Annotated in this window: 21 protein-coding genes; 12 read left to right on the top strand and 9 right to left on the bottom strand. The window is 65.9% G+C overall.

The window, feature by feature from the left end; translation table 11 throughout:
* Nucleotides 1-121: 121 nt before the first annotated feature.
* On the bottom strand, nucleotides 122-670 hold the full coding sequence (locus tag ADJ79_RS04280) for a DUF4124 domain-containing protein (RefSeq protein ID WP_050714937.1): 549 nt from the start codon (nucleotides 668-670) through the stop codon (nucleotides 122-124).
* A 201-nt stretch (nucleotides 671-871) separates the two neighbouring features.
* Between ADJ79_RS04280 and guaB the strand changes: the two genes are divergently transcribed.
* The 3 genes from guaB to ADJ79_RS04265 all read left to right on the top strand — a co-directional run bounded on the left by guaB (nucleotide 872) and on the right by ADJ79_RS04265 (nucleotide 4,657).
* The gene (guaB, locus tag ADJ79_RS04275) at nucleotides 872-2,341 is read left to right on the top strand and encodes an IMP dehydrogenase (RefSeq protein WP_050714936.1); all 1,470 of its coding nucleotides are present in this window, start codon (nucleotides 872-874) and stop codon (nucleotides 2,339-2,341) included.
* A 101-nt stretch (nucleotides 2,342-2,442) separates the two neighbouring features.
* Nucleotides 2,443-3,075 carry an NYN domain-containing protein gene (locus tag ADJ79_RS04270; protein ID WP_050714935.1) on the top strand — a complete coding sequence of 211 codons (633 nt, stop codon included), beginning with the start codon at nucleotides 2,443-2,445 and terminating at the stop codon, nucleotides 3,073-3,075.
* Between the two features lie 469 nt (nucleotides 3,076-3,544).
* Nucleotides 3,545-4,657, top strand: a complete 1,113-nt coding sequence (locus ADJ79_RS04265) for a 3-deoxy-7-phosphoheptulonate synthase (protein ID WP_050714934.1) — start codon at nucleotides 3,545-3,547, stop codon at nucleotides 4,655-4,657.
* Between the two features lie 218 nt (nucleotides 4,658-4,875).
* Here the strand turns inward: ADJ79_RS04265 and ADJ79_RS04260 are convergent, their stop codons facing one another.
* On the bottom strand, nucleotides 4,876-6,297 hold the full coding sequence (locus ADJ79_RS04260) for a TIGR03862 family flavoprotein (RefSeq protein ID WP_082202969.1): 1,422 nt from the start codon (nucleotides 6,295-6,297) through the stop codon (nucleotides 4,876-4,878).
* On the opposite strand from ADJ79_RS04260, the gene ADJ79_RS14025 reads away from it, so the two are divergent.
* Complete coding sequence (locus tag ADJ79_RS14025; protein WP_156304020.1) at nucleotides 6,296-6,625, top strand: hypothetical protein; 330 nt, start codon at nucleotides 6,296-6,298, stop codon at nucleotides 6,623-6,625. The two genes, ADJ79_RS04260 and ADJ79_RS14025, sit on opposite strands and share 2 nt — an antisense overlap.
* 174 nt (nucleotides 6,626-6,799) lie before the next feature.
* Here ADJ79_RS14025 and purB read toward each other — a convergent pair whose 3' ends face one another.
* Complete coding sequence (purB, locus tag ADJ79_RS04255) at nucleotides 6,800-8,182, bottom strand: adenylosuccinate lyase (RefSeq protein ID WP_050714933.1); 1,383 nt, start codon at nucleotides 8,180-8,182, stop codon at nucleotides 6,800-6,802.
* A 329-nt stretch (nucleotides 8,183-8,511) separates the two neighbouring features.
* Between purB and ADJ79_RS14020 the strand changes: the two genes are divergently transcribed.
* The 7 genes from ADJ79_RS14020 to ADJ79_RS04225 all read left to right on the top strand — a co-directional run bounded on the left by ADJ79_RS14020 (nucleotide 8,512) and on the right by ADJ79_RS04225 (nucleotide 13,225).
* On the top strand, nucleotides 8,512-8,868 hold the full coding sequence (locus ADJ79_RS14020) for a hypothetical protein (protein WP_156304019.1): 357 nt from the start codon (nucleotides 8,512-8,514) through the stop codon (nucleotides 8,866-8,868).
* Complete coding sequence (locus ADJ79_RS04250) at nucleotides 8,852-9,682, top strand: ABC transporter ATP-binding protein (RefSeq protein ID WP_050714932.1); 831 nt, start codon at nucleotides 8,852-8,854, stop codon at nucleotides 9,680-9,682. Before ADJ79_RS14020 ends, ADJ79_RS04250 begins: the two co-directional genes overlap by 17 nt.
* Nucleotides 9,679-10,461, top strand: coding sequence for a lipid asymmetry maintenance ABC transporter permease subunit MlaE (mlaE, locus tag ADJ79_RS04245; protein ID WP_050714931.1), 783 nt, complete (start codon nucleotides 9,679-9,681; stop codon nucleotides 10,459-10,461). Before ADJ79_RS04250 ends, mlaE begins: the two co-directional genes overlap by 4 nt.
* A 20-nt stretch (nucleotides 10,462-10,481) precedes the next feature.
* Nucleotides 10,482-10,952 (top strand): outer membrane lipid asymmetry maintenance protein MlaD, encoded by a 471-nt coding sequence (gene mlaD / locus ADJ79_RS04240; RefSeq protein ID WP_050714930.1) that lies wholly within the window; start codon nucleotides 10,482-10,484, stop codon nucleotides 10,950-10,952.
* A 7-nt stretch (nucleotides 10,953-10,959) separates the two neighbouring features.
* Nucleotides 10,960-11,766 carry a VacJ family lipoprotein gene (locus ADJ79_RS04235; protein ID WP_050714929.1) on the top strand — a complete coding sequence of 269 codons (807 nt, stop codon included), beginning with the start codon at nucleotides 10,960-10,962 and terminating at the stop codon, nucleotides 11,764-11,766.
* 506 nt (nucleotides 11,767-12,272) lie between these two features.
* Nucleotides 12,273-12,941, top strand: a complete 669-nt coding sequence (locus ADJ79_RS04230; protein WP_050714928.1) for a phospholipid-binding protein MlaC — start codon at nucleotides 12,273-12,275, stop codon at nucleotides 12,939-12,941.
* Nucleotides 12,942-12,949: 8 nt separating this feature from the next.
* A complete protein-coding gene (locus ADJ79_RS04225) occupies nucleotides 12,950-13,225 on the top strand; it encodes a lipid asymmetry maintenance protein MlaB (protein ID WP_050716395.1) in 276 nt (91 codons plus the stop codon).
* Nucleotides 13,226-13,315: 90 nt separating this feature from the next.
* On the opposite strand, the gene ADJ79_RS04220 is transcribed toward ADJ79_RS04225, so the two are convergent.
* The 6 genes from ADJ79_RS04220 to ADJ79_RS04200 all read right to left on the bottom strand — a co-directional run bounded on the left by ADJ79_RS04220 (nucleotide 13,316) and on the right by ADJ79_RS04200 (nucleotide 17,896).
* On the bottom strand, nucleotides 13,316-14,410 hold the full coding sequence (locus ADJ79_RS04220; RefSeq protein ID WP_050714927.1) for a DUF459 domain-containing protein: 1,095 nt from the start codon (nucleotides 14,408-14,410) through the stop codon (nucleotides 13,316-13,318).
* A 7-nt stretch (nucleotides 14,411-14,417) separates the two neighbouring features.
* On the bottom strand, nucleotides 14,418-15,860 hold the full coding sequence (locus tag ADJ79_RS04215; RefSeq protein ID WP_050714926.1) for an MBOAT family protein: 1,443 nt from the start codon (nucleotides 15,858-15,860) through the stop codon (nucleotides 14,418-14,420).
* 208 nt (nucleotides 15,861-16,068) lie between these two features.
* A complete protein-coding gene (locus ADJ79_RS14015) occupies nucleotides 16,069-16,233 on the bottom strand; it encodes a hypothetical protein (RefSeq protein WP_216597169.1) in 165 nt (54 codons plus the stop codon).
* Nucleotides 16,230-16,805, bottom strand: a complete 576-nt coding sequence (locus ADJ79_RS04210; RefSeq protein ID WP_050714925.1) for a cob(I)yrinic acid a,c-diamide adenosyltransferase — start codon at nucleotides 16,803-16,805, stop codon at nucleotides 16,230-16,232. Before ADJ79_RS04210 ends, ADJ79_RS14015 begins: the two co-directional genes overlap by 4 nt.
* Before the next feature lie 29 nt (nucleotides 16,806-16,834).
* Nucleotides 16,835-17,287 (bottom strand): type II 3-dehydroquinate dehydratase, encoded by a 453-nt coding sequence (gene aroQ / locus ADJ79_RS04205; RefSeq protein ID WP_050714924.1) that lies wholly within the window; start codon nucleotides 17,285-17,287, stop codon nucleotides 16,835-16,837.
* Between the two features lie 36 nt (nucleotides 17,288-17,323).
* On the bottom strand, nucleotides 17,324-17,896 hold the full coding sequence (locus ADJ79_RS04200; protein WP_050714923.1) for an adenine phosphoribosyltransferase: 573 nt from the start codon (nucleotides 17,894-17,896) through the stop codon (nucleotides 17,324-17,326).
* 126 nt (nucleotides 17,897-18,022) lie between these two features.
* On the opposite strand from ADJ79_RS04200, the gene ruvB reads away from it, so the two are divergent.
* Nucleotides 18,023-19,084, top strand: coding sequence for a Holliday junction branch migration DNA helicase RuvB (gene ruvB, locus ADJ79_RS04195; protein WP_050714922.1), 1,062 nt, complete (start codon nucleotides 18,023-18,025; stop codon nucleotides 19,082-19,084).
* The last annotated feature ends 180 nt before the right edge of the window (nucleotides 19,085-19,264 follow it).

Below are 19,264 nucleotides of genomic sequence, written 5' to 3'. Positions count from 1 at the left end.
TTCTGCTTCGTTTGCTCCGCTCATCTGCCGCACAGGCAGCCGTCATCTGCAAAAACAAACCGCCTGCGAGAGGCGGTTGGCATGCAAGCGCGGGCGCTTTGAACAGGTGCTGAACAGGCGCTCAATTGCAGTCGTTGCGCATGACTTCTTCGATGCGCTTGGTTTCGGCGGCGCGCTGTTCGGGACTCATGAAGGAGCGCCCGCCTTTTCCGTCTGATTGCATGATGCGCTGGCCTGAATCCAGCAGGGCTTTGGCCGAGATGGCGCGCTTGCAGTTTTCGGCCTTCTGGGCGGCCAGCCGGTCGGCTTCCGCCTTCTTCTTGGCGGCTTCTTCGGCTTCGGCTTTTTTCAGCTTTTCCTGTAGCGCCTTGTCTTGCGCTGTTGGCGCAGCGGCCTGGGGTGTGGATGCCTGGGGCGCAGCGGCTGGGGCGGCCGTGCTGTCGGCGGCGCTGCTTTCGGCTTCGTCCGCCGCCGGGGCGGGCGCAGCGGGGCGGGCGGCGGGCTGCTTGAGTATGTTTTTCTGCGGCGTGCCGGGCGGCGGCGGCTGGTCGCTGAAAACGCGGCGGCCGCTGCCGTCAATCCACTGGTATTGGGCATGGGCCGGAAGGCTGGCCGCCACGGCAAGGGCAGCGAAGGAGGCGGCGGCAAGGGCGCGGACGGTGAGTTTCATGGGGCTGCAAGGCTCTGGGTCAATGAAGGCGCTTATTGTGCGTCGCGCCTGGCCGCGCGCCAATGCCCGTTTGGCGGGGCAAATGTGCCGTAATGCTCAGAAACGGGCTGAATCTGGCGGCATGCGCGTGCTGCATGCGTGTGCTGTATGCGTGTGCTTGGAGGCCGCAAGTAGAATTCATTTTTTGCGGAGCCATACCCCATGCGCCTGATCGGCAATGCGCTCACCTTCGACGATGTGTTGTTGGTGCCAGCTTTCTCCCAGGTCCTGCCCAAGGACGCCAATCTCTCCACCCAGCTCACCCGCAACATCCGCCTGAATCTGCCGCTGCTGTCCGCCGCGATGGATACGGTGACGGAAGCGCGCCTGGCCATTGCCATGGCGCAAGAAGGCGGCATGGGCATCGTTCACAAAAACCTCACGGCGCAGGAGCAAGCCGCGCAAGTGGCCAAAGTCAAGCGCCATGAATCGGGCGTGCTGCGCGATCCGGTGGTCATCACGCCCGAGCACACCGTGCGGCAAGTCAGCGATCTGTCGCACGAGCTGGGCGTGAGCGGCTTTCCGGTGGTGGACCACGGCAAGGTCGTGGGCATCGTCACCGGGCGCGATTTGCGCTTTGAAACCCGCTACGACATGCCCGTGCGCGAGATCATGACGCCGCGCGAGCGCCTCATCACCGTGCGCGAAGGCGCCACGCTGGAAGAGGCCAAGCAGCTGCTCAACAAGCACCGCCTGGAACGCCTGCTGGTGGTCAATGACGCCTTTGAACTCAAGGGCCTGATCACCGTCAAGGACATCACCAAGCAAACCACCTTCCCCAATGCCGCGCGTGATGCTTCGGGCCGCCTGCGCGTGGGCGCCGCCGTAGGCGTGGGCGCAGGCACCGAAGAGCGTGTGGAAGCGCTGGTCAAAGCCGGCGTGGACGCCATCGTGGTCGATACCGCCCACGGCCACAGCAAGGGCGTGATCGAGCGCGTGCGCTGGGTCAAGAACAACTGGCCGCAAGTCGATGTGATTGGCGGCAACATCGCCACCGGCGCCGCCGCCCGCGCGCTGGCCGAGGCGGGCGCGGATGGCGTGAAAGTCGGCATCGGCCCGGGCAGCATCTGCACCACGCGCGTGATTGCGGGCGTGGGCGTGCCGCAAATCACGGCCATCGACAGCGTGGCCACGGCGCTCAAAGGCACGGGCGTGCCCCTCATCGCCGATGGCGGCGTGCGCTACAGCGGCGACATCGCCAAGGCCCTGGCCGCCGGCGCGCATGCCGTGATGATGGGCGGCGTGTTCGCCGGCACCGAAGAAGCGCCGGGCGAAATCGTGCTCTTTCAGGGCCGCAGCTATAAAAGCTACCGGGGCATGGGCAGCATTGGCGCCATGCAGCAAGGCAGCGCCGACCGCTACTTTCAGGAAAGCAGCACCGGCAACCCCAACGCCGACAAGCTCGTGCCCGAAGGCATTGAAGGCCGCGTGCCCTACAAAGGCAGCGTGGTCGCCATCATTTACCAAATGGCCGGCGGCCTGCGCGCCAGCATGGGCTACTGCGGCTGCGCCACCATTGAGGAAATGCGCGAAAAGGCCGAATTCGTGCAAATCACCGCCGCCGGCATTCGCGAATCGCACGTGCATGACGTGCAAATCACCAAGGAAGCGCCGAATTACCGCGCTGAATAATCCGCAGGGAAAATATTCATTCAAGGCCGGGAATGTGAATTTCCCGGCCTTGGTTTTTCTGGCTCATTCCAAACCATAAACCCGGCAAATCCCCAAAAGAGATGAAAACCAAACCAAGCTCCATGATCCGTATTGGCATTTTTTACGACGGCACCTTTTTCTGGCGCATCAGCAACCATTACAAACACCGCCACGAGCGCAGCAGCTACCTTTCGATAGACGGACTGCACGACTTCATTCGCGCGCGCGTGGCTAGGCTGGAAACGGACGGCAACGCCGACCTTTGCAAAATCACCGAAGCACACTTTTTCAGGGGCCGCTTTTCGCTCAAATCCGTGCAGGCCATGAAAGACCCGGTCAAGCAACTGGAAGTGGACCGCTTTCAGGACCAGATCCTGATGCACTCCAGCATCGTGGCGCACTATCACCCCATGAACGAGGCGCTGGATCCGCCCGAAGAAAAAGGCATCGACGTCTGGATGGCGCTGGAAGCCTATGACCTGGCCGCGCACAAGAACCTGGATGTGGTGGTGCTCGTCTCGGGCGATTCGGACTTCGTGCCGCTCATTCGCAAGCTCAACGGCTTGGGCACACGCGTGATGGTGGTGGCCGTGAACCTGGAAGGCTCCGCCAAAACCTCGCAAAAGCTCATGGACGAGGCGTCCTACACCCTCATGCTCTCCGAAGAAATCGACGTGCAGACCGATCCCAGGGTGGAAGGGCTGTTCCGCTGACTTGCGGCGCGCAAGAGCTTGCTCAAAGTCCGTCCGTGGGCGCGAAAAGCGCTGCTTCGGGCGCTTCGAATCAATGCAGAAAAAGAGAGCAAATTGAGCAGCCCGAAAATAGGCACCTGCGCTCATTCCACTAGGACCTGATGCTATGGATACAAGAGCGAATTCGACCCGGTCCTTCTCTTCTGCCAGCCCTTGGCTCTTTGCATCCCGGCCCCTGTTCAGCGTCTGGCCATGAGCAGGGCAGGGGGCTGCCGCCGGTGTGCTAGAGTCCGCCGCCTATGACTTTCAGCCGCGCTTTCTGGTTTTGGTTCTGGTTTTCTCTGTCCCCGGCGGACGAGAGGCTGGCCTGTTGCTGAAAGCGCGCCGCAAAGCTTCCCGATCACATTCACCCGAAACCGCCGGAGCCTCACAAGCCCGGCGGTTTTTTCATGTCCATTTCATCCATTCACGTTTTGCAAGGAGAACCACGATGCCCCGCAATGCCCCGTCCTGGCGTTTGCCCTACGAGAAAACCGGCCCGACTGACGACGAACGCATCAAGGACATTGCCATGCTGCCCCCGCCCGAACACCTGATCCGCTTTTTCCCCATCAACGGCACGCACGCCGAAACCCTGGTGGCCGCTACGCGCGAGCGCACGAGCCGCATCATGCGGGGCGCGGATGACCGGCTGCTCGTGGTCATCGGCCCCTGCTCCATTCACGACCCCGCCGCCGCGCTGGACTACGCCCGCCGCCTCCAGCCGCTGCGCGAGCGCCACGCTGGCGCGCTGGAAATCGTGATGCGCGTGTACTTTGAAAAGCCGCGCACCACCGTCGGCTGGAAAGGGCTGATCAACGACCCGTATCTGGACGAGAGCTGCCGCATCGACGAGGGCCTGCGCATTGCGCGCCAGCTGCTGCTGGACATCAACCGCCTGGGCATGCCCGCCGCCAGCGAGTTCCTGGACGTGATTTCGCCGCAATACATTGGCGATCTCATCAGCTGGGGCGCCATTGGCGCGCGCACCACCGAAAGCCAGGTGCACCGCGAGCTGGCCAGCGGCCTTTCGGCGCCCATCGGCTTCAAGAACGGCACTGACGGCAACGTGAAAATCGCCATCGACGCCGTGCAGGCCGCCTCGCGCGGGCACCACTTTCTCTCCGTAGGCAAGAGCGGGCAGGTCGCCATCGTGCACACCCAGGGCAACCCCGACTGCCACCTCATCCTGCGCGGCGGCAAGCAGCCCAACTACGACGACGCCAGCGTGCAGGCCGCCTGCCAGCAGCTGGCCGCCGCCGGCCTGCCCGAAACGCTCATGGTCGATTGCAGCCACGCCAACAGCAGCAAGCAGTACGAAAAGCAGCTGGATGTGGCGCACGACCTGGCCCGCCAGATCAGCGCAGGCTCGCGCCGCATCAGCGGCGTGATGCTGGAAAGCAACCTGCGCGCCGGCGCGCAGAAATTCATTCCCGGCCAGGACGACCCCGCCACCCTCGAATACGGCCAGAGCATCACCGACGCCTGCCTGGGCTGGGACGATTCCGAGGCGCTCATCAACGTGCTGGCCGAAGCCGTGCAGGCGCGGCGCGCGCGGGCCTGAGGGCTTTGTTTGCGGCCGCTGTCCGTGAGGTTTGAAAAGTGCAGCCCCGGACGCGCACGGAAGCTGCTGCGGCAAGACGGCTCAAAAGATGGCCGCTACGCTGCACTCTGGCGCGCCCAGCAAAGCGTCAGGCAGTAGCGGGCATGGCCCGCTGGATGGCCTCGATTCGCTCCTGTATCCATAGCATGAGGTCCTACAGGAATGTGCGCGAGGCAGGTTTAAAGCCCACCTGAATTTGCTCCTGTTTTCGTCGCTGTCTGGCTGGTGAAATCCGCTCCCGGCCCCGCTTGCAGCCAGCGGCGCATGGCCTGTCCGGCCACGTGGCCGCTGGCCAGGCAGGCGGTGAGCAGGTAGCCGCCGGTGGGCGCTTCCCAGTCCAGCATTTCGCCCGCGCAGAAAAGGCCCGGCCAGCGGCGCAGCATGAGGCCGTCTGTCAGGTGCTCCAGCCGCACGCCGCCAGCGGTGCTGATGGCTTCCTGCACGGGGCGGGGGGCGGTCAGGCGCACGGGCAGGGCCTTGATGGCGGCGGCCAGCCCGGCGGCTTCGCTTTCGCTGCCCGTCCGCAGGGCGGCGCGGGGCAGCAGCTCGTGCAGCAAGGCGGTTTTGATGGCGTCCAGCCGGAGTTTTTTGCGCAGGTGGCTGGCCAGGCTCTGGCTGCCGCGCGGCGCGAGCAGGGCAGCCTGCACCTGGGCGGCGCTGCGGGCGGGCAGCAGATCCAGCCAGAAGACGGCGTGGCCGTGGGCGGCGATGGTTTCGCGCAGCAGGGCGCTGGCGGCGTAGATGAGGCTGCCTTCCACGCCGGTGGCAGTGACCACGAATTCGCCCTGACGCTCAAACAGCGCCGCGCCTTGCGGGCCTGCGCCGGGGGCCGTGACGCGCAGGGCCACGGATTTGAGCGGCTGGCCCGCAAAGCGCTGCGCGAAATAGGGCGACCAGCCGGAGCCGCCGGGGCCTGCCGCGTCAAATCCGCAGTTGGCCGGGCGCAGGGGGGCGATGAGATCCGTCACGCCGGGCATGGCCAGCCAGCGTGTCCACGCGCCGTCCGATCCCAGGCGCGGCCAGCTCGCGCCGCCCAGCGCCAGCAGGCCCGCGCTGGCTTGCACGCAGCGCGCGCCCTCTGGCGTTTCCAGGCGGAAGATGACGCCCGCGCCCGCCTGGCCAGGCGCTTCCGGCGCGGCGGGCCGCGCGCCCACGCAGCGGTGGCGCATGTGCAGGCGCACGGGCGCGCCGCCGCTGGCGGGCTGGCGCAGGCGGCGCAGCCAGGCGCGCAGCAGGGGGGCGGCTTTCATCTCTTGCGGAAAAACGCGGCCCGATGTGCCCACGAAGGTGGCCACGCCCAGCGCCGCCGCCCACTCGCGCACGGCCTGCGGGCCGAAGGCTTGCAGCCAGGCGGCTGCTTCGGCCTGCCGCGCGCCGTAGCGGCGGATGAAGGCGGGCAGCGGCTCGCTGTGCGTGAGGTTCAGCCCGCCTTTGCCCGCCAGCAGGAATTTGCGGCCAGCGGAGGGCATGGCGTCAAACACGTCCACAGGCACGCCCGCCTGCGACAGCACTTGCGCCGCCATCAGCCCCGCCGGGCCGGCGCCGATGATGGCGGCGGTCACGCGGGCGGCGGGCGCGGCGGCGTCAGGCGCGCCGGTCATGGGCGGTTTTCACTTTCATGGCGATGGCGAGGGGGTTGCGGGCGAGTGGTTTTCATCAGAAAAAGGAGCGAATTTAGAGGGCTTCCAAACGGCGTTTGCGCAGATTCCACTAGGACCTCGTGCTATTGGTTCGGTAGCAGATTCAAGCCTTTTACCCTTCCTTTTCCGGGCCTGCGCGGGCGCGCTGGCTTGCGGGCGCTTCAGGCTTTCGCTTTTGGCTTTCTCTGGCCGCTTTTCCCCTGCGGGAGAAGCTCGGGAAAAGGGAGGGACAGCCTCTTTGGAACAGCGCTGGCGCCGCGCATGGCGTGCTCTTGCGGCCAGATTTTGAACAGGCTCTCGAAAACAGGAGCGGATTCAATGGCCTGAAAACGGCTCCAGCGCCCATTCCGCCGGGACTTCATGCTACGAATCGAGGAGCAAGATAAACGCTTTTTCAGGTGGCGCTGCTCTGGTCAGCCAGAGCCGGGCGCCCATGACGGCTGCGGTCTGTGCGGCGGCGCGTTCAGACGCGCCGCGCCAGCTCCTCGGCCTTGCCGGTGTAGCGGGCGGGGGTGAGGGCGAGCAGGCGCGCTTTTTCGGCGGCGGGAATGGCCAGTTCGTTGATGAGTGCGTGCAGCGCCTCGCGCGTGACGTGCTGGCCGCGCGTGGCGGCCTTGAGCTTTTCATACGCGCCGGGCACGCCAAAGCGGCGCATCACGGTCTGGATGGGTTCGGCCAGCACTTCCCAGGCAGCGTCCAGATCGGCCTCCAGCGCGGGGGCGTTCAGCTCCAGCTTGTTCAGGCCCGCAAGCAGCGACTGGCAGGCCAGCACGGCGTAGCCCAAGGCCACGCCCATGTTGCGCAGCACGGTGGAATCGGTCAGATCGCGCTGCCAGCGGCTGATGGGCAGCTTTTCGGCCAGGTGGCGCAGCAGCGCGTTGGCCAGGCCCAGGTTGCCTTCGGCGTTTTCAAAGTCGATGGGATTGACTTTGTGCGGCATGGTGCTGGAGCCGATTTCGCCCGCCTTGAGCTTTTGCTTGAAGTAGCCCAGGCTGATGTAGCCCCAGATGTCGCGGCAGGCGTCGATCAGGATGGTGTTGGCGCGCGCCACGGCGTCGAACAGCTCGGCCATGTAGTCGTGCGGCTCGATCTGGATGCTGTAGGGCTGAAACGCCAGGCCCAGGCCTTGCGGGGCGGGCTGCTCGATCACGCGGCGGCTGAAGGCTTCCCAGTCGAAATCAGGCCAGGCGGCCAGGTGCGCGTTGTAGTTGCCCACGGCCCCGTTCATTTTGGCCAGCAGCCGCACGCCGGCCACGCGTTCGCGCGCGGCGGCCAGGCGGGCGGCGATGTTCGCCAGCTCCTTGCCCACGGTGGTGGGGCTGGCCGTTTGCCCGTGCGTGCGGCTGAGCATGGGCTGCGCCGCGTGCTCATGCGCCAGATCGCGCAGGCGCGCCAGCACGGCATCCAGCCCTTGCAGCCAGATGTCGCGCCCGGCCTGCAATTGCAGCGCGTGGCTGGTGTTGTTGATGTCTTCGCTGGTGCAGGCAAAGTGAACGAATTCGGCCGCCGCCAGCAGCGCGGGGCGGCCCGCGAAGCGGCTTTTGATCCAGTATTCGACGGCTTTGACGTCGTGGTTGGTTTCTTTTTCCTTGTCTTTGATGGCTTGCGCGTCGGCTTCGCTGAAGTTGCGCACGAGCGCCAGCAAAAAGGCGCGGTCGTCAGCGGGCAGCGGGGCGAATTCGGCAAAGCCTGCGTCCGAGAGGGCGATGAACCACGTCAGCTCCACTTGCACGCGGCGCTGCATGTAGCCAAATTCGCTCATCACAGGCCGCAGCGCGGCCAGTTTGGCGGCGTAGCGGCCATCCAGCGGAGAAAGGGCGGTGAGGGAAGAAAGGGCGTTTTGCATGGGGCGCGGATTGTAGGAGCCGCCCCCTGAAGACAAGGCCAGGCAAAAACCGCCCCGGAAACCGCCCAGACCGGGGCGGCGCAAAAAAAAGAGAAAAGAGAAAAGGCTGCCAGGCGACTCGGAGCGAAAGGAGGAGGGAGGAGGAAATGCCACTCCGGGTTTGCAGCGCCCCTCGGAGGAAACGCCGTGCGGGCCTGGCAGCTTGAAAAGCGAAGCAAAAGCGCGAAGCAAAAGTGCAATGGGCCTAGCTCAGGATTTGTCCACGCCATCCAGACCCGCGAGTATCGGCCCAAAAAGCGGCGCGGGCGTGAGAAAGAGTAAACGGCTCAATGCTTTATGCAGAAGGCAATTTGCAGCCTGGCGTTTATATGAGCGCCATTCATATTCACGCAAAAATGCCATCCGGCCCGGCTGTTTGGGCCGGTTTATTTGGCATGACGGCATTTATGCAAACGCCTGCCGCAAGCGTTTCAATGCCTCGAAAAGCCGCTCTTTTTCGCAGCAGGCGCCCAAGGGAAAATCTCGTATCATGCCCGGCCTCGATTTTTTGGGGCCGGCTGGCCGCTGCTTTCGCCCGCAGGCTTTCTGGCTCTTTGCCAGGCGGCATTCCTCATGCCTTGCGCGGAATGCCTTTTTCGCCCTTTCCCTGTCTCTCGCCTTCACCTGCCCATGCCAGAAACCTCTGAAACGCCCCAGGCCGCCAGCGGCGCGCTGGTGGAGCTGCGCGATGTGGTGTTCGGTTATGGCCAGCGCGTGGTGCTCGACGGCATGTCGCTGACCGTGCCGCGCGGCAAGGTAACGGCGCTCATGGGCGCTTCCGGCGGCGGCAAGACGACGGTGCTGCGCCTGATTGGCGGGCAGCAGCGCGCGCAGTCGGGCCAGGTGCTGTTTGATGGGCGCGATGTGGGCGGCATGGGCCAGGCGCGGCTTTACGCCACGCGGCGGCGCATGGGCATGCTGTTTCAGTTCGGGGCGCTGTTCACGGATTTGTCGGTGTTTGAAAACGTGGCCTTCCCCTTGCGCGAGCACACCGATTTGCCGCCCGCGCTGATTCGCGACATCGTGCTGATGAAGCTGGATGCCGTGGGCCTGCGCGGCGCGCGCGATTTGATGCCCGCCGAAATTTCCGGCGGCATGGCGCGGCGCGTGGCGCTGGCGCGCGCCATCGCGCTGGACCCGGAGCTGGTGATGTATGACGAGCCGTTTGCCGGGCTGGACCCGATCTCGCTGGGCACGGCAGCGCGCCTGATTCGCCAGCTCAATGACGCGCTGGGCATCACCAGCCTCGTCGTCTCGCACGATGTGGACGAAACCTTTCGCATTGCCGACCGCGTGCTCATTCTGGCCAATGGCCGCGTGGCCGCCGAAGGCACGCCCGATGAAGTGCGCGGCAGCGCCGATCCGCTGGTGCGCCAGTTCATCCGCGCTGAGCCTGATGGCCCTGTGCATTTTCACTACCCCGGCCCCAGCGCCGAGCAAGACTACGGAGCGCTGGCATGAAGGGGCTGCATCCCGCCCGCGTGGGCTACGCCGCGCGCCGCCTGCTGGCCGATCTGGGCCGTGCGGCGCGCCTGTTTTGGCGGCTGCTAGCGCTGGCCGGGCCGGCGCTGCGGCGCTTCGCGCTGGTGCGCGACCAGATTCACTTTCTGGGCAACCACTCGCTGGCCATCATCGCCGTCTCGGGCCTGTTCGTGGGCTTTGTGCTGGCGCTTCAGGGCTACAACATCCTCCAGCGCTACGGCTCGGCAGAGGCCGTGGGGCTGATGGTGGCGCTGTCGCTTGTGCGCGAACTGGGGCCGGTGGTGACGGCGCTGCTGTTTGCCGGGCGCGCGGGCACCTCGCTCACGGCAGAAATCGGGCTGATGAAGGCGGGCGAGCAGCTTTCGGCGATGGAGATGATGGCCATTGACCCCGTGCGCCGCATCCTCGCGCCGCGCTTTTGGGCGGGCGTCATCGTCATGCCGCTGCTGGCGGCCGTGTTCAATGCCGTCGGCATTCTGGGCGGCTGGGTGGTGAGCGTGCCCATGATTGGCGTGGACCCCGGCATGTTCTGGAGCCAGATGCAAGGCGGCGTGAGCGTGTGGGCGGACCTGGGCAACGGCATCGTCAAAAGCGTGGTATTCGGCGTGACCGTCACCTTCGTGGCCCTGCTGCAAGGCTACGCCGCCCGCCCCACGGCCGAAGGCGTGGCCCGCGCCACCACGCGCACCGTCGTCATGGCCTCGCTGCTGGTGCTGGGGCTGGACTTCGTGCTCACCGCATTCATGTTCAGTCTTTGAGAAAAAAGGAAAAACGCCTCATGGAGCGCTCCAAAAACGATGTCTGGGTGGGCCTGTTCGTGCTCATCGGCGCGGCCGCCCTCGTCTTTCTGGCCCTGCAATCGGCCAATTTGCTGAGCCTGAACTGGCAGCCCACCTACCGCGTCACCGCGCTGTTTGACAACATCGGCGGCCTCAAACCCAAGGCCGCCGTGCGCAGCGCGGGCGTGCTCGTGGGCCGCGTGGCCGACATCCGCTTTGACGACCAGCGCTTTCAGGCGCAAGTCACGCTGGAGATGGACACGCGCTACCACTTTCCCAAAGACAGCTCGCTGAAAGTGCTCACCAGCGGCCTGCTGGGCGAGCAATACATCGGCGTGGAAGCGGGCGCTTCGGAAGAAAACCTGGCAGCGGGCGACGTGGTCAAGTCCACCCAAAGCGCCGTCGTGCTTGAAAACGTCATCAGCCAGTTCCTCTACAACAGCGCCGCCGACGGCGGCGACAAAAAGTAAAACGCCCATGAAGACCCACGCCCGCACCCTGTGCAAGCTGGCCGCAGCCAGCGTGGCCCTGGCCTTGTCGGCCTGCGCCAGCGCCCCCGGCGGCAACCCGCACGATCCCTGGGAAAACTACAACCGCTCCATGACGCGCTTTAACACCGCTGTGGACGATGCCGTCATGCGCCCCGTGACCACGGCCTACCAGAAGGCCATGCCGCAGCCCGTGCGCACCGGGGTTGGCAACTTCTTCGACAACCTCTCCGACGTCTGGTCCTTCGTCAATAACGTGCTGCAAGCCAAGCCGGAGCGGGCGCTGCACTCCTTCCGGCGCGTCATCGTCAATACCACCATCGGCCTGGGCGGCGTGCTCGACCCCGCCAGCGAAATGCGCATCCGCCGCTACCGCGAAGACTTCGGACAGACCCTGGCCTGGTGGGGCGTGCCGCCCGGCCCCTACTTCGTGGTGCCGCTGCTTGGCCCCTCCACCCTGCGCGACGCGCTCAGCATGCCCGCCGACTACTACGGCAACCCGCGCACCCACGTCCACAGCATCCGCTTGCGCAACAGCCTGGCTGCGCTGAGCTTCGTGGATGCGCGCTCGCGCCTGCTCGGCGTGGAAGACGTGCTCAGCGGCGCATCCATTGACGACTACGCCTTCACTCGCGACGCCTGGCTGCAAAAGCGCCGCAACGACGTGTACGACGGCAACCCGCCCGCCGAACCGGGCCAGGATGACGGCTACCCCGACTACGACAACCCTGACGCTACCCCCGCAGCCCAGCCCGATGCCGCCCCAGCCAGCCAGGCGGATGGCGGCGCGCCGTAAACCGGCTGCTGGATGGAGCCGCCCCAAACCACCCTGTCCGCGTCTGCAAGAGGCCAGCGAAAAGACGGCAGAAAGCGGCAGATTTCGCTCCTTAATCAATAGCATTAGGTCCTAGAAAAGCTTGCGCAACCACTGTTTTTCGCCTGCCTGAATTTGCTCCTTTTTTGATAAGCCCCCGCACCTTCGTATCCCTTGCCAGAGAACCTGCTTGCAGCCTGTTCGCAGGCGCGAAAGTGCGGAGAGCCGGGTGGTCTTGGGCCATGCTGCCCGTCCCGATTCGCCGCCCCTTGCGGCCGACGGCAAACAAGCGTTGCGCCCGCGTCCGTCTGCGATCCGGATGGCTGTTCTGAAGCCATGACGCCCGCGCGGCTCCTGGCGGCTGCCGGCCACTTCTTTCGCAGACACTTTGTAACCGGCTGCGCCAGCGCGCGCCGCCAATCTGCATTCCAATACGCCCCCTGCCCGCCGCCCTTCTGGCGGCGCACCATGAAACGAAGGGAACCCTCATGCAAAACAACACCCCGCTCTCCGCCCTGCCGCGCCGCGCCCTGCTGCTGGGCGCGCCCGCCCTGGCCGCCACGCTGGCGCTGGGCCTGCCCGCCGCCCGCGCCGCTGGCGAAACGCCGGATGCCTGGATTGGCCGCCTCTCGCAGGAAGTGCTGCAAACCATCAAGGCCGACAAGGCCATGCAGGCAGGCGACATAGACCGTCTCATGCAGCTGGTGGACGAAAAAATCATGCCCAACATCAACTTCCGCCGCATGACGGCTTCTGCCGTCGGCCCCGGCTGGCGGCAGGCCAGCGAGGCGCAGCGCAAGCGGCTGGAGCAGGAATTCAAGATGCTGCTGGTGCGCACCTACGCGGGCGCGCTCAAGAAGGTGAAGGACCAGACCTTCGACATCCGCCCCATGCCCTCCAAGGCTGCGGGAGACGATGAAATCACCGTGCGCACCCTGATCCAAAGCAGCGGCGGCAGCGAGCCAGTGCAGCTGGACTACCGCCTTGAAAAGGCCCCCGGCAGCAGCTCCGGCTGGAAGATTTACGACCTCAACATCATGGGCGTATGGCTCATCGCCAACTACCGGCCCCAGTTCTCGCAGCAGGTCAATCAAAGCGGCATCGACGGCCTGATCGCCTCGCTCGTCGAGCGCAACAAGAGCAACGCCGCCAAGTGAGCGCTGACATGCTGGTGCTGCCCGCCGAACTCACCCACAAGCAGGCCGCCGCCTGCCTTGTGATGCTGCGCCAGGCCACCCACACCGCTGGTGAGCAGACCGTGGTGGCCGACGCCTCAGCCCTCACGCAGTTTGACTCTTCAGCCCTGGCCGTGCTGCTCGAATGCCGCCGCAGCTGCCTGCTGGAAGGCAAGCGCTTCGCCGTCCACGGCATGCCCGCCCGCCTGGCCGAGCTGGCCCGCCTGTACGGCGTGGCCGCCCTGTTGCCGCCCGCCGCCGCCTGAGAACCTGTTCAAAATCTGTCTTCGCGAGAGGTTTTGAACAGGCTCAGAGCCGCGCATTGCTCTTGTTCTGATAGTGGCCAGCGCCCGTATTCAAAGGGCTGGAGCCGGATTGGGCGGCATGGCAGGCGGGCGGGCCGCCGCCTCTGCGCTGGTTTTTGCGTCTGCTTTGGGCGCGGCGGCGGGCGCGTATTCGATGAACTGGCGCACGTGGCTGGCCAGCCGCCTCTGGCCGGGCAGGGCCAGGTGGATGCCGTCGGCGTGGCGCACGCGGGTGAGCTTGCCTTCCAGGCGGATGCTGTCGGCGTAGCTTGGCGTGCCGTCGCCCAGCAGCTCTTCGGTGGGCAGCCAGAGCGCGGCGGCGTCCAGGTTTTGCGCCAGCACGGCGTTCAGGCGGCGGATGCGCTGTCCGTAGTCATTGGCGCGCATCAGCGGCAGGCCAATCCAGATGACGGACGCGCCCGCCTGGCGCGCGGCGCGGGTGATGCGCAAGGCGCGCGCGGCGTAGGCTTCATCCCACTCGGGCGTGCCAAAGCGTTTGCGGCTGCGGCTTTCAAAAAAATCCCAAGGGTCGTTCGCGCCCAGAAACACGACGACCAGGCGCGTGTCCGGGTGCTGGCGCAAGGCCGCTTCCACCGCCTGTGGCCAGTTGAAGTAGGCGGCGTTGGTCAGGCCCGTGCTGTGGCGGCTCAGGTTGATGGAGCGGATGCCGCCTTCGCGCAGCAGCGTCCGCTGGAGCAAAGGGGCGATGCTTTGCATCATGGAGTCGCCCACGAACAGCACTTTGTCTGCCGCAGCCAGGCGTATGACGGGCGGCGCGGCGTTTTCTTGCGGCGCATCAGGTGTCTGAGGCGCTTCAGGCGCGGGCGGCACGGGCGGCAATTCAGGGATGCCGGGCGCTTCGGGCGAGACTTCATTTGCCGCGCTATCAGCGGCCAGGCCCGCCGCCACGGCTTGTTCCATAGAAGCGGGGCCGTCATGCCAGGCTTGCAGGCGGGCGCGCAGGGCCGCTGCGCTGCGCCACTGCGGCCAGGCGTTCAGGCGCTCCAGCGGGCTGCGCTGATGCCAGGTTTGCAGCCACCAGGCGTTGAATGAGTCTTGCCCGAACCACAGCGTGAGCGCGCCGGTGAGCGCCAGCGCCGCAAACAGCCCTGCCGCGCCCACGCGCCGGCCCGCGTGCGCGTTCATCGCCCCTTCAGAACCCCGCATAAATGAACCCCGGCACACCCGGCGGCGCCACGATGATGAGCAAGCCCATGAGCGCACTGGCGGGCAGCGCCCACGCCAGCACGGGCAGGCGCTGCATCAGCGCCACGCAGGCGGCAAAGGCGGCGGCCAGCGGGCGGCACAGCAGCCAGGCGGCGGCCAGCAGCGCCAGCCAGGCCAGCGCGCGCGGCGGCGGCAGCGTGGCCCAGGGCGTATCGGGCGCGGCCAGCGCCTGCCACACGGCGGCCAGGCTTTCCGCATCGGTCACGCGAAACACCACGAAGGCCAGGCACACGAAATGCGCCGTGGCCAGCCGCCCCGCAAAGCGCCCCGCCGCCGTGCCCGCCAGCGCGTTGCGCCGCCCGGCCAGCGCATCGCCCGCATTCAGCAGCACAAGGCCCGCGCCGTGCGCCAGCCCCCAGAGCAAAAAATTCCAGCCTTGCCCGTGCCACGCGCCCGACAGCCCCAGCGCCAGCAGCAAATTCAGCTGCGTGCGCGCAAAACCGTGGCGGCTGCCGCCCAGCGGGATATAGATGTAATCGCGTATCCAGGTGGAAAGGCTGATATGCCAGCGGTTCCAGAATTCGCGCAAATTGTGCGCCGCCAGCGGCTGCATGAAATTGAGCGGAATATGAAAACCCAGCAGCATGGCCAGGCCAATCACCAAATCAGAATAACCCGAAAAATCAAAAAAAAGCTGCGCCGTATAGCCGTAAATGGCCGTCAATACCGTCAGCGGCGCGTGCTGCATGGGATTGTCAAAAACCGGGTCCACCAATTGTTCGGCCAGCGCGCCGGCCAGAAACCATTTTTTGGTAATGCCCAGCAAAATCAGGCACACCGCCAGCGCCGGGTTCAGCAGGCGGCGCGGCCGCCGCGTCTGAATCTGAATGGCCGCGCCCGCGTGCAGCCCCTCCACGCTTTTTTGCAGCCCCGCGCGGAAAATGGGGCCGCTGGTCACCGTGGGGAAAAAGCCCAGGTGCAAAACCAGCTCATGCCATTTCAGCGCCAGACTGGCCGGGCGCTGGCGCAGCCAGTCCAGATACGCAATGGCCTGAAATGAATACCACGAAAGCCCCAGCGGAAAAATCAGCGCCGCCACCGGCTCTTGCAAAGGCGCGGGAAAATGGGCCGCGAAAAAATCGTGATATTTGAAAAAACCCAGATTGGCCGCAATCAGGGCCGCGCCTGCGCCCAGCCAGCGCTTTTTTGCCTTTTCATGGCGGGATTGGGCAATGCCGCGCGCCACGCCGAAAACGCCCGTGGCAAAAACCAGCAGCGCCGCTGCGAAATACGGATTGGCCAGCCACAGCATGAACAGGCTGGCCGCCAGCAGCAGCGCGTTTTGCGCCCCCGGCCACGGGCGCAGCGCCCAGTAGGCCGGAAACAGCAGCATGAAAAACGCCGCGAACTCGATGGACAGCAGGCTCATGCCGCGCAGACGCCTGACGCCAGCGGCCAGCCGCTGGTGGGGCCGGCTGGAAGGCTTATTTCGCTACGGTATCCATAGCATGATGTCCTAGTGGAAAGTGCGCGAAAGCCACTTTTGACCCCCTTGAATCCGCTCCTGTTTCTGATGCTTCCGGGCGCGGACGGGCAGGGGCCGGGCGCATGGGCGGGGCGGTGCGGCACGGGGCGGCTCATTGGCCTTGCGGCGCCGGCCGGCTCCAGTCGCCGTCAATGCGCTTGACGCTGGCGATGCCGTATTTGGCGATTTCCGCGAACAGCCCGGCTGCGGCGGCGGCCGATGCGTTGTCGGCGTCGATCAGGACGGCCAGCTTGTGGGGCGCGGCGGGTGGGTTCATGCGCCGCTTTGCTCCAGCCGCTCGCTTTTCCAGTACACGTCGTCGCCCGCGCTGCCGTCGGGGCGGTGGCGGTTGAGCACGCGGGCGAGCACGAACATCAGGTCAGAGAGGCGGTTGAGGTACTGGCGCGGGGCGGGGCGCAGGTTTTCGGCTTCGCAGACGGCCACGACGGCGCGTTCGGCGCGGCGCGCCACGGTGCGGCACACGTGCGATTGCGCGGCGGCGCGCGTGCCGGCGGGCAGGATGAATTCCTGAAGGCGCGGCAGCGCGGCGTTGTAGCGCTCAAGGGCGGCGTCCAGCTGCGCCAGCGCGTCGTCCTTGAGCAGCTCAAAGCCCGGAATGGAGATTTCGCCGCCCAGGTTGAAGAGCTGGTGCTGGATGTCGATGAGCAGCTCGCGCACGTCGGCGGGCAGGTCTTCGCACAGCAGCAGGCCGATATGGCTGTTGAGTTCGTCCACATCGCCCATGGCGTGCGGGCGCAGGCTGTTTTTGGACACGCGGGTGTTGTTGCCCAGGCCGGTGGTGCCGTCGTCGCCGGTGCGGGTGGCGATCTGGGTGAGGCGTTTGCCCATGGCTTGTCTCCTTTCAGGTTGCGGGATGGTCAGCGTGGATGCCGGGCACAGGGGCCGAAGGCGGCCGCCGCGCGCAGCGCCAGCAGGTACGAATCCGCGCCGAAGCCGCAGATTTGCCCACGCGCGACGTGGGCAATGTGCGAGTGGTGCCGGAACGGCTCGCGGGCATGGATGTTGGACAGGTGCACTTCCACCACGGGGCAGCGCAGGATGGCCAGCGCGTCGCTGATGGCCACGCTGGTGTGCGACCACGCGCCGGCGTTGATGAGCACGGCGTCCACGCCTTCGCGGTGCGCCTGGTGAATGCGCTCGCACATCTGGCCTTCGTGGTTGGTTTGAAAGCAGGTCAGCCGCACGCCCAGCTCGTCAGCCAGGCGCTGCATGGCGGCGTCAATATCGGCCAGCGTGACCGTGCCGTAGTGGGCCGGGTCGCGCTGGCCGAGCATGTTCAGATTGATGCCGTGCAAGGCGAGGATGTGCATGGTGCGGTCTCCAAAAAAAGCAGGGAAGGGCGCCTTTCAGCGCCCGTCAAATTCCACCAGCGTGAACAGCGGCAGGCCGCTTTCGCGCAGGCGCGCGGAGCCGCCCAGCTCCGGCAAATCGACGATGGCCGCGCCTTCGGTGACTTCGGCGCCCAGGCGCTCCAGCAGGCGGCGGCCCGCCATCATGGTGCCGCCGGTGGCAATCAGGTCGTCAATCAGCAGCACGCGGTCGCCTGGCTTGACGGCATCGGCGTGCAGCTCCACCGTGGCGCTGCCGTATTCCAGCTCGTAGGTTTCTTCCACCGTGGTGAAGGGCAGCTTGCCCTTTTTGCGGATGGGCACAAAGCCCACGTTCAGCTCGTAGGCCACCACGCTGCCCAGGATGAAGCCGCGCGCGTCCAGCCCCGCCACCACGTCCGGGCGCAGGGCGGGCGTCATGTAGCGGTGCACGAAGGCGTCAATCAGCACGCGGAAAACGCGCGGGTTTTGCAGCAGCGGCGTGATGTCGCGAAACTGCACGCCCGGCGCGGGCCAGTCGGGCACGGTGCGGATGTGGCTGCGCAGGTATTCCGTGATGGCGGCGGGCGGCGAGGCAGAGGCGGAAAGCATGGCGTCTGTTTCAAAGTGTGTGGAACGCTTTATTTTGCGCTGTGCAAACGCGGTTTTCCGCTCGCGGCCAGTCTTTCGCGGCGGCGCGCCGGCAGGCCTGCCCCCGCAGGCATACTTGCGCGCCTCATGAGCATTCATACAGACGATTTCGCCCCGGCCGCTGGCGCTGCGCGGCGCGTGGTTTCAGCCGCGCCCGCCTCGCCCAACGAAGAAGCGCTGGAGCGCGCCTTGCGCCCGAAGCTGCTGGACGAATACGTGGGCCAGGCCAAGGCGCGCGAGCAGCTTGAAATCTTCATCGGCGCGGCCCGCAAGCGCCAGGAAGCGCTCGATCACGTGCTGCTTTTTGGCCCGCCCGGGCTGGGCAAAACCACGCTCAGCCACATCATCGCGCACGAGCTGGGCGTGCAACTGCGCCAAACCAGCGGGCCGGTGCTGGAAAAGCCCAAAGACCTGGCGGCGCTGCTCACCAACCTGGAGCGCAACGATGTGCTTTTCATCGACGAAATCCACCGCTTAAGCCCCGTGGTGGAAGAAATCCTCTACCCCGCGCTGGAGGACTACCAGATCGACATCATGATTGGCGAAGGGCCGGCCGCGCGCAGCATCAAGCTCGACTTGCAGCCCTTCACCCTGGTGGGCGCCACCACGCGCGCGGGCATGCTCACCAACCCCTTGCGCGACCGTTTCGGCATCGTGGCGCGGCTGGAGTTCTACACGCCTGACGAGCTGGCGCGCATCGTCACGCGCTCGGCGGCGCTGCTGAATGTGCCGGCCGACGCCGACGGCGCCATGGAAATCGCCCGCCGCAGCCGGGGCACGCCGCGCATTGCCAACCGCCTGCTGCGCCGCGTGCGCGACTATGCCGACGTGAAAGGGCAGGGCCGCATCACGCAAGAAATGGCCCGCCGGGCGCTGGCCATGCTCGACGTGGACCCGCAAGGCTTTGACCTGATGGACCGCAAGCTGCTGGAAGCCGTGATTCACCGCTTTGACGGCGGCCCCGTGGGCCTGGACAACGTGGCCGCCGCCATTGGCGAAGAGCCAGGCACCATTGAAGATGTGATTGAGCCTTATCTCATCCAGCAGGGCTATTTGCAACGCACCCCGCGCGGACGCGTGGCCACACAAGCCGCCTGGCGGCATTTGGGGCTGGCCGCGCCGCAGCGCGAAGGCGGCGGGCTGTTTTGAAAAACAGGCTGATCAGCAGAGTTTGGGCTTTCCTGATCCTGGACCATGTGTCCGGCCAACATCTGTCGCAGCTCATCTGTCATGTCACTTTGGGCATGACTGGAATTTGATGCAAGAAAAGAGCGATAACGGCTTTTCGCGGCCCGTTTTCGGCGGCAGGCGGGTTGATCAGCAGCCCGG

It is taken from the genome of Ottowia sp. oral taxon 894, from assembly GCF_001262075.1.
GTDB lineage: Bacteria > Pseudomonadota > Gammaproteobacteria > Burkholderiales > Burkholderiaceae_C > Ottowia > Ottowia massiliensis.
This window is presented reverse-complemented; position numbering and strand designations above follow the sequence as displayed.

What these genes read in the sequence shown, in the direction of transcription:
- ADJ79_RS04280 (WP_050714937.1), bottom strand. Translation starts at nt 670, where the DNA reads ATGAAACTCACCGTCCGCGCCCTTGCCGCCGCCTCCTTCGCTGCCCTT.
- guaB (WP_050714936.1), top strand. Translation starts at nt 872, where the DNA reads ATGCGCCTGATCGGCAATGCGCTCACCTTCGACGATGTGTTGTTGGTG.
- ADJ79_RS04270 (WP_050714935.1), top strand. Translation starts at nt 2,443, where the DNA reads ATGAAAACCAAACCAAGCTCCATGATCCGTATTGGCATTTTTTACGAC.
- ADJ79_RS04265 (WP_050714934.1), top strand. Translation starts at nt 3,545, where the DNA reads ATGCCCCGCAATGCCCCGTCCTGGCGTTTGCCCTACGAGAAAACCGGC.
- ADJ79_RS14025 (WP_156304020.1), top strand. Translation starts at nt 6,296, where the DNA reads ATGGGCGGTTTTCACTTTCATGGCGATGGCGAGGGGGTTGCGGGCGAG.
- ADJ79_RS04260 (WP_082202969.1), bottom strand. Translation starts at nt 6,297, where the DNA reads ATGACCGGCGCGCCTGACGCCGCCGCGCCCGCCGCCCGCGTGACCGCC.
- purB (WP_050714933.1), bottom strand. Translation starts at nt 8,182, where the DNA reads ATGCAAAACGCCCTTTCTTCCCTCACCGCCCTTTCTCCGCTGGATGGC.
- ADJ79_RS14020 (WP_156304019.1), top strand. Translation starts at nt 8,512, where the DNA reads ATGCTTTATGCAGAAGGCAATTTGCAGCCTGGCGTTTATATGAGCGCC.
- ADJ79_RS04250 (WP_050714932.1), top strand. Translation starts at nt 8,852, where the DNA reads ATGCCAGAAACCTCTGAAACGCCCCAGGCCGCCAGCGGCGCGCTGGTG.
- mlaE (WP_050714931.1), top strand. Translation starts at nt 9,679, where the DNA reads ATGAAGGGGCTGCATCCCGCCCGCGTGGGCTACGCCGCGCGCCGCCTG.
- mlaD (WP_050714930.1), top strand. Translation starts at nt 10,482, where the DNA reads ATGGAGCGCTCCAAAAACGATGTCTGGGTGGGCCTGTTCGTGCTCATC.
- ADJ79_RS04235 (WP_050714929.1), top strand. Translation starts at nt 10,960, where the DNA reads ATGAAGACCCACGCCCGCACCCTGTGCAAGCTGGCCGCAGCCAGCGTG.
- ADJ79_RS04230 (WP_050714928.1), top strand. Translation starts at nt 12,273, where the DNA reads ATGCAAAACAACACCCCGCTCTCCGCCCTGCCGCGCCGCGCCCTGCTG.
- ADJ79_RS04225 (WP_050716395.1), top strand. Translation starts at nt 12,950, where the DNA reads ATGCTGGTGCTGCCCGCCGAACTCACCCACAAGCAGGCCGCCGCCTGC.
- ADJ79_RS04220 (WP_050714927.1), bottom strand. Translation starts at nt 14,410, where the DNA reads ATGAACGCGCACGCGGGCCGGCGCGTGGGCGCGGCAGGGCTGTTTGCG.
- ADJ79_RS04215 (WP_050714926.1), bottom strand. Translation starts at nt 15,860, where the DNA reads ATGAGCCTGCTGTCCATCGAGTTCGCGGCGTTTTTCATGCTGCTGTTT.
- ADJ79_RS14015 (WP_216597169.1), bottom strand. Translation starts at nt 16,233, where the DNA reads ATGAACCCACCCGCCGCGCCCCACAAGCTGGCCGTCCTGATCGACGCC.
- ADJ79_RS04210 (WP_050714925.1), bottom strand. Translation starts at nt 16,805, where the DNA reads ATGGGCAAACGCCTCACCCAGATCGCCACCCGCACCGGCGACGACGGC.
- aroQ (WP_050714924.1), bottom strand. Translation starts at nt 17,287, where the DNA reads ATGCACATCCTCGCCTTGCACGGCATCAATCTGAACATGCTCGGCCAG.
- ADJ79_RS04200 (WP_050714923.1), bottom strand. Translation starts at nt 17,896, where the DNA reads ATGCTTTCCGCCTCTGCCTCGCCGCCCGCCGCCATCACGGAATACCTG.
- ruvB (WP_050714922.1), top strand. Translation starts at nt 18,023, where the DNA reads ATGAGCATTCATACAGACGATTTCGCCCCGGCCGCTGGCGCTGCGCGG.